Origin of the sequence: Oceanimonas marisflavi (assembly GCF_003049725.1) — a bacterium.
Lineage (GTDB): Bacteria > Pseudomonadota > Gammaproteobacteria > Enterobacterales > Aeromonadaceae > Oceanimonas > Oceanimonas marisflavi.
Genome location: NZ_QAGM01000004.1, coordinates 167,724 through 179,830 on the forward strand (window position 1 = coordinate 167,724; position 12,107 = coordinate 179,830).

A 12,107-nucleotide genomic window follows, 5' to 3' on the forward strand; every position below is an offset into this window, starting at 1 on the left:
GCACCTACCCCGTCATTCCCGCGAAGGCGGGAATCCAGTGACCCCGGCGCCAGCCCTGCCAATATTGTGCAAACCCACACATGGCCCCCCGCCTTTGCGGGGGTGACGATCTATATCTCGCTCCCACGCTCCGGAGTGGGAACGAGAACAAATGTAGGTTGCGAATGAGCGCAGCGAATTCCAACACGCGGCCGGCTGCAGAATGTTGCGATTCGCTTCGCTCATCACAACCTACGCTTGTTTTTACTTACAGCTGACAGCTTACGGCTCCCCGAAGGGGATCACCACTTCCGTTTCCGGCAGCAACTCCACCAGCCGCGCCTGCAGCGCCGCCTTGGCCCCGGCCTCGCCGTGTATCAGCCTAATCTGCCGGGGCGGCGGGGTAATGCCGGTGGCAAAGTTTATCAAATCCTCCTGTCCGGCATGGGCCGAATAACCGCTTACCTGGTGCACTCGTGCCCGAATGGTAAAACGCTCGCCGTCCAGCTCTACCCAGCCGCCTTTTGGCCCGTATTCCAGCATATCCCGCCCCGGGGTGCCCTCGGCCTGATAGCCCACAAACAGCACATCGTTGCGGGCATCATTCAGCAGCGCCTTTAAATAATTCACCACCCGGCCGCCGGCGCACATGCCCGAGCCTGCCAGCACCACACAGGGCCGGTGCGAGCGCGCCAGATAACCCACGGCGTTAAGATGATCGGCATGGCTGTTCACTACCGTTAACTGCTCAAACGACAGCGGATGCCGGCCCTCGCTCACCCGCTCCCGGGCTTCCGCGTTCCAGAACGGCTTCAGCTGGCGGTAAAGCTCGGTGAAGTTCGCCGCCAGAGGCGAGTCCACCACCACTTCCAGCTCGTTCCAGGGCAGGCCCGGCGCCGCCTGCTCGCCGCCAAACTCGGCGATCAGGCTTTCCAGCTCATAAAGCAGATCCTGCGTGCGCCCCAGACTAAAGGCAGGAATAAGCACAGTGCCGCCGTCTTCCAGCGCATGCTCCACCGCCGCCTTTAACCGCAAACGGCGATCAGCCCGGCTTTCATGATTCCTGTCGCCATAGGTGCTTTCCATTACCAGCACATCGCAACGCTCGGGGGAAACAGGCGGCACCAGCAAGGGGGAATGAGGCGCACCCAGATCACCGCTGAACACAATGCGCTGCCCGTTCGCCTCGCATTCCACATAAGCCGAGCCCAGAATATGCCCGGCCCGCTGTAGCCGAATGCGTATGTCACCGCCCTCCACCGCCTGCCACTCGTTATAAGGCAGCGGCCGCAGTTTTGATGCCAGCAGTTTGAGCACTCTGGTAATCAGCTTTTCATCCCGGGTAAAACCGATTTTAAGCGCATCTTCCAGCATGGCCGGTAGCAACAAAGCCGAAGGCTGCGAGCAATAAATGGGCCCTTCAAACCCCGCCGCCAGCAAATAGGGCAGCCGGCCAACGTGATCGATATGCACATGAGTGACCACCAGCGCCTTGATATGAGCAATATCAAAGTCGATGGCCAAATCATCCCGCCGCTCCCGGCCCTGAAACAGCCCGCAGTCCACCAGAATGCCCGCGCCGTTGGCCCGCAGCTCATGACAAGAGCCGGTCACCCCCTGCACCGCCCCGTGGTGAATAATTTCCACATCCCTGTTCATAGGCTCTCCTTAATTGTTGTCTTCCGTTGTAGGCCCGGCTTCAGCCGGGCAAACCGTCACACATTAAGCACTGCTGCCCCGTTAAAACGGGGCCTACAACATGTACGGCCTACGTGGAGCGCAGGCTGCCAGCCTGCATCAGCGCCCGTAAGGGCGCTCAAAAACCTTGCCGCTTCGCGCCAAAATGCGGGCAAGCTGCCCGCGCTCCACAACCCCTCACCACTCAACACTCATCCCTCAACACTCAAAACTCACCCCTCACCCCTCACCACTCATCTGCGAGCGAATCACCCACCATCCTGCCAGCGCCAGCAGCACGCCAACCGCATTGGCCAGGGCATCGAGCCCGCTGAAGGTGCGGTGCGGCTGCACATAATGCTGCAAATATTCCAGCACCGGGGCCGAGGCCAGCAGCGCACTCCACACCCAGGCACCGGAAGCCCGCACAAAGGCAAAACGGGCACTAAGGCCAAGGCAAAAAAACGCCACCAGATGCAGGTATTTATCGGAGTCATCAAACAAGTCCGGCGGCGGCGCGGGCCGAAACAGGCCATAACACAGCGCCGCCAGAAACATAAAAAAAATCACCAGCCGCAGCCGGAACAGCAACGCCATGATTGCACCTCAAAAATACGGGGAATGTAGCTGCCGCTTCAGCTGGCAGGGCCTGCAGAGCAGGCCTTGAGAAATGGCATTGTCGGACGAATGCGCCAGCTAAAGCGGCGCCTACATCCCTATTCCCCAATCCCCATTCCCTCAATAGGCATTCTTGTTAATAAACCCCTTGAACACGGTGGCCACAATAATGCGCAGATCCAGCCACAGGCTCCAGTTGTCTATATACCAGAGGTCAAACTTCACCCGGTTGTCCATTTTATCCAGGGTGTCGGTTTCGCCGCGATAGCCGTTTACCTGGGCCCAGCCGGTAATGCCCGGCTTCACCTTGTGGCGCTTCATGTAAGACTCCACCAGCTCCTTGTAGTGCTCGTTGTGGGCCAGGGCATGAGGCCGCGGCCCCACAATGGACATGCGCCCCTGCAGCACGTTAAAAAACTGGGGCAGCTCGTCCAGCGAGGTGCGGCGCAAAAAGGCGCCAATGGGGGTAATGCGGGCATCGCCCCTGGTGGCCTGGATTACCTGACCCTGCTGCTCCTGGTGCACCTTCATGGAGCGGAACTTGTACACCTTGAAGTGCCGGCCATTGGCCCCGGTGCGATGCTGCTTGAACAACACAGGCCCCGGCGAGGTCAGCTTGATGGCCACCGCAATCACCAGGCACACAGGCGCAATCAACAGGCAGATAAGCGCGCCTACCACTATGTCTTCCAGCCGTTTTACCACCCAGGCCATGCCGCTCATGGGCGACACACTCAGATCGATGGCAAAAAAGCCCGCCACCTCGCTTACCTTGTGGTTAAGCAGCTGCATATCCGAAAAGTTGGGAATAAAGCGCACCTCCACCGTGTGGTGGCGCAGGGCATGATAAATGGCGCGAATGCTCTCGCCCATTTCCAATGGCATGCACAGCCACACCTCGTGCGCGCCCGAGTCACTGATGCGCCGGGCAAGCTTGGCCAGCTCCTGCTCGCTGGGAGCATGCTTCAGCCGTTCCACACCAGCCAGCACATGGCCCTCTTCCGGGGTGTTGCGCATGCCCCTGCCCACCGACAGCACCTTTTTGCCCGGCCCCACCAAAAATACCTTTCTGGTGGCCAGCCCCTTAAGGCGGGAATGACGCAGCACCTGCTGCACTACAATGCGCACACCGCCGGCCATAACAAACGACAGCAACAGCGCCATACCCACCCACAGGCGGGAATAACGGTGCGCCGCATGGGCAAAATAAATAATGCTGGTGGCCAGCACCACCACAATCAGCCACACCAGCAACAGCCGGAACAGCAGGGTGGGAATGCGCTTGATGCGCCAGCGCCGGTAACCACCAAAGGCGCTGTTAAACACCACCACCAGCAGCGCCAGCAGCGCCATGGCCAGCACCGAGCGCTCGGGCAACTGCATATTGCCAAAGCGCCACCAGTGGGCCAGCAAACCGCCCGCCACCACCGCCAGCATGTCTACCAGCGGCATCAGCAACTGGGCCGGATAACGTTCGGTAAGTCCGTTTATGGTTCGTGACATTATTGTGCTCTCTTTAAGCCCGCAAACAGGCTACTGACCTAATTCCCATAAATTAATGAGCCACTCACCTCAATCATTTTATAAATAAAGGCAAGCTATAACTTATACATTAATCTGCAAGGACAATATCAGCAGTAATTCTTTTCAATAAACTTACTTTAATACAACTCACTCAACTTGAGCCTGAAGCTCATTTCTTTTCGACACGACAACTTCATATAACTGCATAATTTTATTACTCATTTTCTCAATGGAGTAGTTACTTTCATAAAAACTTCTGGCTATTCTTCCCTTCAGCTCCAACTTCTTCATGGGAACTTTTTCAAACTCTTTCAAAATACTGACAAGCTCTTCCTCTGAACTATAAATAATCCCTTCCGACATTTCCGTGAGATGCTTTAGCCCACCAACCCCCGAGCTTATAACCATGCGAGAAGCGGACATAGCCTCTAATGCAACAAGACCAAAACCCTCCCATCTAGAAGGTATGATCACAGCAGCGCTGTTCAAATATTCCTCCTTAAGTGCTGCCTCTTTCAGCCACCCCTTAAACTCCACTCCGGAAATATTCCTTTCTATATATGTATCATTGTGAACCCCCTCACCAACAACAACTAGAGCATAATTCACACAAGACTTTTTATAAGCACTCAACAATATATCGAGGCCTTTCTGTCGATCAAAGCGACCAACAAAGAGCAGTTGCTTTTTAGTCGCGAATGGCTCATTTCCATAAAACGTGTCTTCCACGGCATTCTCTACAAGTACATTCTTCTCTTTAACAGCCACCGACTGCTGGTAGTCATGATGAGAAATGCAAATAACAGAATCACAAAAAAAGGAAAGGCATTTCTCGACAGACTTGTAAATAGAGGGAAAAGCGCCATCCTTACTATAAGACCAACCATGTGCACAATATATCAAGGGGATGTCTTTACTTATCCCCTTTAGCATTCTGCACACAAAACCAGCAAAAGTGCCATGAAGGTGAATAATATCTATTTCAAGTCGTTTAACGAGCCTGATATACTCCTTCGCCAACCTGAACAAACTTTTAAAACCACGCCCACCTTTATCGTAATGGTGAACATATTCTTTCGGCAGCCAATCAACATCTTCCTTCACCAGCAGATGCACTTCCACCCCTTGGCTTTGTTGATACTTCAACAAGCCTCTTAAGTAGGTATCAACTCCCCCCCTCAGTGCCTCTGCAACATGTAGCACTCTCATTTTCACCTCCAAAAATCAACTCTTAACCGAAAATTTATATAACATAGCGAAAACAAGTGGCACGATGAAACGCTGATCTATAGGAAGATAAAATGTTATTGAAAGCACCACAAACCAAAACAAACAAAGAAAATGAAAATCTCCCTTTTTTAACCGCCTCACATACCAAAGAAGAACCCTACAAAACAAAAAGCAAAATGGGACACCAAAGTACATCATCCAATCAAACACAAAGCTTTTGGTTGAAACACCCTTGACCGCACCAAAAATAAAATAACTTTTCACCTCGGAAAAGTTAAAAACACCCGGATATAGAGAATCAATAAACCCAACCACACTTTCGCCGTTCATATAAATGCTAGGCAAATACCCAAAATAACCAACACCTAGCGGAGCAGTAAACAAGGTGTAAATTGACATAAAGATCATAGTCATTCGTGTAGCAACACTGCTGTACTTGTCTATATCAGACTGAAGCGCCGGCAATACAAAAGTTATGAAGATAAACGGAATGACAAAAATAGACAAAGATACCAAAAGAGCCTTGCACCTCCTATTGATAACATTTGATGAGAGTAAGGAAATGAAAAATGCCAGGCTAAATGTTATTAATCCGCCTTTTGATGTAGTTAGCAAAATCAAGAAGGATAGTAAGGAAAACATAAGCAACTTAGGAACAGCAAAGTATCTTGATAAAACTATACCTGCAACCCCAACCTGAAAACCAAACGTACTTGCTTCTAACGTCGCACCTCGCATCCTATGTGGCGACAATGCCTGGGTCCCCTGAATGAAAGATGTTGAATTGAAAAAGTCAGGAGCTACCAAATTCAAAAAAAGAACAAACACAATAACAACTGATGACAACAATACTCCATTCCAGAGCGTGTTATAATCAAACAATAAAAAATATAACAAAAAAACTAGCGATGCTGACGCCAGAATGAAAAAACGCCACCCCCTGTCAACTAAAAAACCAAAAGCTTCGTGATTATAATACACAAAAATAAAGAAAAGAGACATCAGAAAAGAAAGAAAGAAAAAGAGCAACAGCCTCTTTTCTAATGCTGTAATTCTTTTAATCTTAATGATCCATAAAAGCACCACCAGTGGTAACAATGTTATTGCCAAAGGAGCTGTAAAAACACCACCATAACGAGACAAGCTTGTATTCTCAAAAACGATAAATATACATATAATATAAAAAACTGCTTTATACATTTACTTGACAGCCTTATACAAAGCAATCATTAAAGAAGAAGGCAAAAAAAGAACACTCTTTGAAACAACTAAAAAAAGCGAGTATTTATTAATAAAACCAGGCCATTTGTACTCACATTTCCTGGCATAGTCTAAAAAGATCGAGAACACTTCAACATCCTTCCCCTTCCCCATCACTGCTCGAAAAATGACATGTATAACACACGAGAATATAAAGCGACTCAAGTCTTTCTCCAGCTCAGAAGAAACAGCCATCTTCTCAAGCTTATAAAATGCACTCAAATGATCAAGGAAAGTCGGGCCAAAACTTTTGTTAATCACACTATTATCATTATCAATGTAATTATAGAATGATTTATGTGACACAGTCACAGCCTTTGCTTTTGACAATGCAGACAGGATAAATATAACGTCTTCACTGTATTTAAGGTCACAACTATAGCAAAGGTCATGTTCTTTCAGAAAACCCCTACTGTAAACAACCGCACCATTATGAAATAGAATCTGCTTGTTAAACACTTTCTTTAAAACAAGCTTAGATGGTGCATCCATGAGGGATCTGTTCTTTTTAGCATAAATCTTATCACCTGAAACAAAATTATGGGAAAAAAGATACACTTGTGACTTATTCCCAGCAACTTCACTATTGATGACATCTATAAAATCAGGGTCAACTTGGTCATCACAATCCAAAAAAAATACATACTCCCCTGTTGCTCTATCCAGCCCATAATTCCTGGCACTAGACACTCCACCGTTATCTTTTTTATACAAATAAAAGTTAGAAGGCAGAGCTCTTGAGTAATCAGTTTCGGACCCATCATCCACAATAACAACCTCCAACAAGTCGCTACTTATAGACAATAAAGTTTCCACCAAACTATCCAAGTCATCAAACCCATTATAACAAGGGACAATAGCACTATACTTAGGAGCCTTCATTGAATACTGAATCCCACTCTCTGTTTATTAAATCCAAATCTGTTTCAGCAGACTTCGCCAATGAGTTAATAGAATATGTATTGAAAACATCTTTAGATGAAGTTATATCAATTACTCTTTTCCTGAAGCCATGGATATCGCCCGAAGGAAGCAAAAACCCATTAAACCCATCATTCACAATGAAAGCTGCAGCATCAAAAGTATTAAACATCACAATTGGCAAACCTTGACTCCTCGCTTCAATCAATGTCTGCCCAAACCCTTCGTATGCAGATGTCATTAAAAATACAGAGTAATCCTTAAGAACTTCCTCTACATTTGAAACATGCCCCAAAAAAGAGACACGCTCACATGTTGAAGCTAATCCCTTAACATACTCAATTTCATCGTCGGGTCCATCACCATAAATATCTAGCGTATAGCTCTCTGGTAACCCCTTTACAATTTCAACCATAGTTTTAAGCTGTTTCTGCTTTTCATCCAACCGGGTTACAGTCACTAACTTGGTACTATAAGTCGCCACTTTATCTGAAGTTCTGATACGGCAACCTCGAGGTATAACTCTAACTTTTTCATTCAACTCAGGATACATAGAGCATAACTTCAGGCGGTCCATTTCCGTATAAACAGTAAAAAAATCAATCAGATCACTGTATAGTCTCAATGCCAACCTGGCAGCCAAAGAGAAGTAGACATCAAGCCGGTTAGTTTGAACGACAACAACTTTATTTTTCCTCAGGATACCATAAGGAATGGAAAGCAGATCAGAAGGGTGGAATATCACAATCACCCCCCGGCTTGGATTTAACTTTAAAAAACCAGAATACAACGAGAATCGAGATTTTATTTTTTCAAAACTCTTGCCTTTTGATCCATATTGCAAGTAGCGTACAGCCGGATTGTCTTCATACAGTTGCTTGTCGGATTCATTACGATAAAACTCAATAAAACTATAGGAAGCAAGGCTCGGCAACCCATGAAACCCCCTAATCAACGTTTCAATCCCTCCGGGATAATTGGATTTATATGAATTTACAGTAATTACCTTCAACTTTTCACCTGACTCATATTTCATAAAGAATTAAGTGCACACTATTAATAGAAACATACCCACTGGATCAATCCACATACCATCCCTCCATACACCACTGCCAGTGGAAATCCGGTACGGAGATAGTCCATGTAACGATAATTTCCGGCGCTATATACCATCAGGTTGGTCTGGTAACCGTAGGGAGTTAGGAACGATGCACTGGCGGCAAAGGCAATGGTTAACAGCAACGGCTTGGCATCCACCTGATATTGCTCTGCAATGGCAAGGCCGACAGGGAACGTCAGTGCAGCGGCGGCGTTGTTGGTGATAAGCTCGGTCAACAGCCAGGTGGTGAGATAGAGTCCTACCAGTGCGCCCCATAGTCCCCACTGAGCAAACAGCGTCACAATATAAGTGGCCATGCTGTTTGCCAGCCCGGAGTTCAGCATGGCCTGAGCAACACCCAGGGCACAGCCGATGATCAACACCAGTTCAACAGATGCTCGCCGGCGGATTTCCGATGCAGGCAATACACCTGATGCAACATAAGCCAATAACAGCAGCAACATGGCATCCAGCAGGCTGAGCATTCCGGTCGCCGCTGCCAGCAACGCTGCAAAGAACCCCGTTACTATGCAGGTGCCACGCCATCCGCCACTTTGAGTGTTGTCTGGCATGCCATTTACCATGACAAAATTACGGGCAATATTAGGCCTGGTATTAAAGTCGTCGCCCACCGCCAGCACCAAGACATCACCGGGGCGCAATGTCAGGTTACCAAGTCCCCCTGCAATTCGTTGACTGCCCCGGCGCACCGCGACCACGGCAGCATCAAACTGACTACGAAATGCCGCATCCCGAATGGTACGGTTGACCAATGATGAAGACGGGCTTAACACCACTTCCACCAGATTACGCTGCAGCAAACCGGATGGAGAATGGGCAAGCTCAAGACCGGGTAGTGCCAGCAGTTTATGCACCTCGGCCATGTTGCCGGAAAACACCAGCCGGTCTTCCGCCTGCAATATTTCAGTGGGCTTAACGGGAGATATCAGGCTTCCGTTACGCACCAGTTCTACCAAAAACAGTGATTCAAGCTGTCTGAGTCCGGCACCAACCACGGTTTTGCCTGCCATGGGTGCGCCGGCACACAACCTGAATTCGGTAAAATAATTTGCGTTACCACTTTGCTGTGAAACACCGTTTTCAGGCAATAGCTTGTAACACAGCAACAACACCAGCATGCCGGCCACAAATACCGGAGCACCCACCAGGGTAAAGTCAAAAAACGCAAAACCCGGCAAGCCGGCATTTCTGGCCAGGCCATCAATAATCAGATTGGTTGAGGTGCCCACCAAAGTCAGCACACCGCCCAGAATGGCTGCATAAGACAGAGGTATAAGCAGCCGGCTGGGTGCCATAACCTGACTACGCTTCACCGGCCCCATCAAGGTCGCAACAACGGCAGTGTTGTTGGTTACGGAAGACAGCAACCCTGCCCCGCTCATCAGCTTTAGCAGCACCTGGCGCTCACTGCCCTTCAGCAGCCAGCCGGCCAGGTCATGCACCAGGCTGGTTTTCTCCAGCGCCAGTGAGGCGATCAACAACAGAAACAGGCTGAGCAGTGATTCATTCACAAAGTTCAGCAATAGCTGCTCCTTGCTGAGCAAGCCACCGAAGTAAAAAATCAGCACGGCACCGCCAAAGGCATACAGCGGTCTGATGCGGGTAAACACCAGTGTTGCAATAAGACCAGCCAGCACACAGGCAACGAGAGTTGCACTCATTCAGTAACAGAGCCCGACAATACACCCTTTTCTTTAAGAAACTGGATCACCGCATCGGCCGCTTCATCGGCACTCAGCCGGGTGGTGTCGAGGCGAATTTCCGGATTCTCCGGCTGCTCATAGGCAGAGTCGATGCCGGTGAAGTTCTTCAGCTCGCCGCGGCGGGCCTTCTTGTACAGTCCCTTGACGTCGCGCTCTTCCGCCACGTTGAGCGGGGTGTCCACGTGCACTTCAATGAACTCGCCCTCGATCAGCAGCTCCCGGGCCAGACGGCGCTCGGCGCGGAACGGCGAGATAAAGGCGGTGAGCACAATCAAACCCGCATCCACCATCAGCTTCGACACTTCCGCCACCCGGCGAATGTTCTCCACCCGATCGGCGTCGGTAAAGCCCAGATCCTTGTTCAGGCCGTGGCGCACGTTGTCACCGTCCAGCAGGTAGGTGTGGTTGCCCAGCGCGTGCAGCTTTTTCTCCACCAAGTTGGCGATGGTGGACTTGCCGGCGCCGGACAGGCCGGTAAACCACAGCACCGACGGCTTCTGGTTTTTGGAGAGCGCCCGCGCGTCCTTGTTCACGTCCACATGCTGCATGTGAATGTTCTGGCTGCGTCGCAGGGAGAAGTGCAGCATGCCGGCGGCGACCGTGTTGTTGCTGAGCCGGTCGATCAGAATAAAGCCGCCGGTGTCCTTGTTGCTCTGGTAGTCGTCAAAGGCAATGGCCCGGTCCAGACTGATGTTACAGACCGCAATGCCGTTCAGATCCAGCTTCTTGGCGGCCACATGCTCCAGGGTGTTGACGTTCACCTGATACTTGATGTCGGTCACCGAGGCGGTCACCGTCTTGGTGCCGATCTTCAGCAGATAAGGGCGGCCGGGCAGCAGGGCGTCTTCGTGCATCCACACCAGGGTGGATTCAAACTGATCGGCGGTTTCCACCGGCGCCTCGGCGGTGGAGATCACATCCCCCCGGGAGATATCGATTTCGTCCGCCAGGGTCAGGGTCACCGACTGGCCGGCCACCGCTTCGGGCAGATCGCCGCCGTGCACCACAATGCGGTCGACAGTGCTTTCCTTGCCGGAAGGCAGCACGCGAATGCGATCGCCGGGCTTGACCACGCCGCTGGCGATGGTGCCGGCAAAGCCGCGGAAGTCCAGGTTGGGGCGGTTGACCCACTGCACCGGCAGGCGGAAGGGCGCGCGCTGCATGCGGGTGTCGTCCACTTCCACGGTTTCCAGATAGCCCATCAGAGTGGTGCCCTTGTGTGCGGGCTGAGAGTACCAGGGCATGTTGGCGCTGGGCTCAACGATGTTATCGCCCTTGAACGCCGACATGGGAATATAGGTGATGTTGTCGAGGTTGAGCTGCTCGGCAAACTGCGCGTAGTCTTCCTTGATCTTGCGGAAGGTGTCTTCCGAGTAGTTCACCAGATCCATCTTGTTGATAGCCACCACCACCTGGCGAATGCCCAGCAGCGACATCAGGTAGCTGTGGCGGCGGGTCTGGGTGAGAATGCCCTTGCGTGCGTCCACCATCAGAATGGCGGCATCGGCGGTAGAGGCGCCGGTCACCATGTTGCGGGTGTACTGCTCGTGTCCGGGGGTGTCGGCCACGATAAACTTGCGCTTGTCGGTGGAGAAGAAGCGGTAGGCCACGTCAATGGTGATGCCCTGCTCGCGCTCGGCGGCGAGGCCGTCCACCAGCAGCGCAAAGTCGATGTCTTCGCCCTGGGTACCGTATTTTTTCGAGTCCGCTTCCATGGCGGCCAGCTGATCTTCAAACAGCATCTTGGACTCGAACAACAAGCGCCCGATCAGGGTACTCTTGCCATCGTCCACGCTGCCGCAGGTGATGAAGCGCAGCAGACTCTTGCTTTCGTGCTGCTTGAGGTATTCGTTGATATTGCTTTCTATCAGAGATGACTGGTGCATCTTGCGTATCCTTCAGAGCTATATGCCGTAAGCTGTATGCTGTATGTCAAAGCGTCAGCTTGCGGCGTTTTGTTCGTCATTCAGGGTGGTAATAAGCCCGTGCAGCATGGCTGAAATATCACGGGTTTCCTGTAACCAATGCCGACCCTGTTGCTCGTTGATATAGCCAATTTCGATGCCGATATAGAC

Annotated in this window: 9 protein-coding genes; all 9 read right to left on the minus strand. The window is 50.7% G+C overall.

Annotated elements, in window-relative coordinates:
* Positions 1 to 261: 261 nt before the first annotated feature.
* The 9 genes from DA373_RS04405 to cysN all read right to left on the minus strand — a co-directional run bounded on the left by DA373_RS04405 (position 262) and on the right by cysN (position 11,918).
* Complete coding sequence (locus tag DA373_RS04405; RefSeq protein ID WP_107851127.1) at positions 262 to 1,638, minus strand: MBL fold metallo-hydrolase; 1,377 nt, start codon at positions 1,636 to 1,638, stop codon at positions 262 to 264.
* 258 nt (positions 1,639 to 1,896) lie between these two features.
* The gene (locus tag DA373_RS04410) at positions 1,897 to 2,253 is read right to left on the minus strand and encodes a VanZ family protein (protein WP_107851128.1); all 357 of its coding nucleotides are present in this window, start codon (positions 2,251 to 2,253) and stop codon (positions 1,897 to 1,899) included.
* Positions 2,254 to 2,394: 141 nt separating this feature from the next.
* Positions 2,395 to 3,777, minus strand: coding sequence for an undecaprenyl-phosphate glucose phosphotransferase (locus tag DA373_RS04415; protein WP_107851129.1), 1,383 nt, complete (start codon positions 3,775 to 3,777; stop codon positions 2,395 to 2,397).
* A 168-nt stretch (positions 3,778 to 3,945) separates the two neighbouring features.
* Positions 3,946 to 5,007 carry a glycosyltransferase family 4 protein gene (locus tag DA373_RS04420; protein WP_107851130.1) on the minus strand — a complete coding sequence of 354 codons (1,062 nt, stop codon included), beginning with the start codon at positions 5,005 to 5,007 and terminating at the stop codon, positions 3,946 to 3,948.
* Positions 5,008 to 5,022: 15 nt separating this feature from the next.
* Positions 5,023 to 6,228: a hypothetical protein gene (locus DA373_RS04425; RefSeq protein ID WP_107851131.1), complete on the minus strand. Its 1,206-nt coding sequence runs from the start codon at positions 6,226 to 6,228 to the stop codon at positions 5,023 to 5,025.
* Positions 6,229 to 7,170: a glycosyltransferase family 2 protein gene (locus tag DA373_RS04430; RefSeq protein ID WP_107851132.1), complete on the minus strand. Its 942-nt coding sequence runs from the start codon at positions 7,168 to 7,170 to the stop codon at positions 6,229 to 6,231. It abuts the gene before it with no gap.
* Positions 7,157 to 8,221 carry a glycosyltransferase gene (locus tag DA373_RS04435; RefSeq protein WP_157953677.1) on the minus strand — a complete coding sequence of 355 codons (1,065 nt, stop codon included), beginning with the start codon at positions 8,219 to 8,221 and terminating at the stop codon, positions 7,157 to 7,159. The genes DA373_RS04430 and DA373_RS04435 overlap by 14 nt, the downstream gene beginning before the upstream one ends.
* A gap of 44 nt (positions 8,222 to 8,265) precedes the next feature.
* Positions 8,266 to 9,990: an SLC13 family permease gene (locus DA373_RS04440; protein WP_107851134.1), complete on the minus strand. Its 1,725-nt coding sequence runs from the start codon at positions 9,988 to 9,990 to the stop codon at positions 8,266 to 8,268.
* Positions 9,987 to 11,918, minus strand: a complete 1,932-nt coding sequence (cysN, locus tag DA373_RS04445; protein WP_107851135.1) for a sulfate adenylyltransferase subunit CysN — start codon at positions 11,916 to 11,918, stop codon at positions 9,987 to 9,989. The genes DA373_RS04440 and cysN overlap by 4 nt, the downstream gene beginning before the upstream one ends.
* Between the last annotated feature and the right edge of the window lie 189 nt (positions 11,919 to 12,107).

What these genes read in the sequence shown, in the direction of transcription:
- DA373_RS04405 (WP_107851127.1), bottom strand. Translation starts at nt 1,638, where the DNA reads ATGAACAGGGATGTGGAAATTATTCACCACGGGGCGGTGCAGGGGGTG.
- DA373_RS04410 (WP_107851128.1), bottom strand. Translation starts at nt 2,253, where the DNA reads ATGGCGTTGCTGTTCCGGCTGCGGCTGGTGATTTTTTTTATGTTTCTG.
- DA373_RS04415 (WP_107851129.1), bottom strand. Translation starts at nt 3,777, where the DNA reads ATGTCACGAACCATAAACGGACTTACCGAACGTTATCCGGCCCAGTTG.
- DA373_RS04420 (WP_107851130.1), bottom strand. Translation starts at nt 5,007, where the DNA reads ATGAGAGTGCTACATGTTGCAGAGGCACTGAGGGGGGGAGTTGATACC.
- DA373_RS04425 (WP_107851131.1), bottom strand. Translation starts at nt 6,228, where the DNA reads ATGTATAAAGCAGTTTTTTATATTATATGTATATTTATCGTTTTTGAG.
- DA373_RS04430 (WP_107851132.1), bottom strand. Translation starts at nt 7,170, where the DNA reads ATGAAGGCTCCTAAGTATAGTGCTATTGTCCCTTGTTATAATGGGTTT.
- DA373_RS04440 (WP_107851134.1), bottom strand. Translation starts at nt 9,990, where the DNA reads ATGAGTGCAACTCTCGTTGCCTGTGTGCTGGCTGGTCTTATTGCAACA.
- cysN (WP_107851135.1), bottom strand. Translation starts at nt 11,918, where the DNA reads ATGCACCAGTCATCTCTGATAGAAAGCAATATCAACGAATACCTCAAG.